Origin of the sequence: Sedimenticola hydrogenitrophicus (assembly GCF_025175675.1) — a bacterium.
In the GTDB taxonomy this organism is placed as follows: Bacteria; Pseudomonadota; Gammaproteobacteria; order Chromatiales; family Chromatiaceae; genus Sedimenticola; species Sedimenticola hydrogenitrophicus.
On sequence record NZ_JANIOA010000108.1, the window covers coordinates 1 to 1,257 of the forward strand.

Genomic DNA, 1,257 nt, shown 5'->3' on the forward strand with positions numbered 1-1,257 from the left:
TTGGACAGCCAATCATATACTGCAGATATACTCTTGGTCACTCCGGGAGCAAGATACTCATCGTAAACATAACTTACACCAACACCAATTCCAATGCCTACCGCTACCGTGGCAACTACGGGCGCCGCCGCAATCGTACCTGCGCCCAACGCAACAACCAGCGCAGTAGCACCTACCGTGGCGGCTGTAGTAGCAGCCGTTTTCACGCCGATGTTGCCGAGCTCCCCGGCATATTGCGAATCGTTCAGTTGACCGCTATTGTACTTGGCTGTTACTTCAGCCACTTCAAGCCCGGTACCCACTACCGTTAGCACACCGCCTACTTTACTAGCATTTTTGAGAGGATTCAGACTCGTATCGAATCCTTTCGCGCCAATCAGTTTCGCGTTATCTGCATTAGCAGATCGGAACGTCTTGGGTAGCCCTAGAACCTCATTCGCAGTCTGGCTGCCAAAGATTTTAACCTTCCCTGTCGGCGCTCCGTTTGCGTCCAGTATTTGCTCCACCCTAAATCCTTTGGCTTGAGCAACGGCTGCACGCGTGAACTTTTCCCCACCCTGCGCGAACGAAACACCCGTTGATGCGATACCTAGCATATCGGATACACTTGCGCCTGGTGTTTCCACTGGCAACCCCTGCTCCCTAACACGTTCCAGGGGCGGCCCGACCTGCGGCCCATCGGTCCCGATGGGATCCAAGAGCGAAGACACGGGATTTTCTGAGATCAACCCTTCCGCCCTGGCCCGCTCCAAGGTCGGCCCGACCCGCAGCCCATCGTCCCCGATATAGGAAGGCGTGGCACTCACCAACGGCACCTGATACCCCGCCGGCGGCTTGCGGAGGGTCTGGCCGGCAAAGATCAAGTCAGGGTTTTCGATGTTGTTGTAGGCGGCCAGCTCCTCAACGGTCGAACCAATCCCCTGCGCGATCATGGAGAGGTTATCACCTTCGCTGATCTTATAGGAAACATTGCCCGCCTCGTCGATGGTGGCACCCTCCGGGTGGAACCCTCTCAAGCGGCCTTCGGGCAGAGGGTCCGAGCTTATCACCACGTCGTCGAACGCTGCAAAATCGGCCTTATCCGGACCAACAAGCCCACTCCCCCTCAAGGCAGCCATCGACGCCTCTTCCGCCTGTCGATGCGTTGGCTTGACATGGGCGGCCAATCGCTGGGCCGCCGCTGTGGCATTACCCGCCGCTACGCTCAGTCCCGACGCCGTTGCAATCCCTTCGCCGATGGCGTTGCCGATTTCATTG

At 57.6% G+C, this 1,257-nt stretch carries 1 protein-coding gene; it reads right to left on the bottom strand.

The annotated features are described in order from the left end of the window. A partial coding sequence (locus tag NPX02_RS21155; protein WP_260296048.1) for a LysM peptidoglycan-binding domain-containing protein occupies positions 1-1,257 on the bottom strand: 1,257 nt, incomplete at both ends.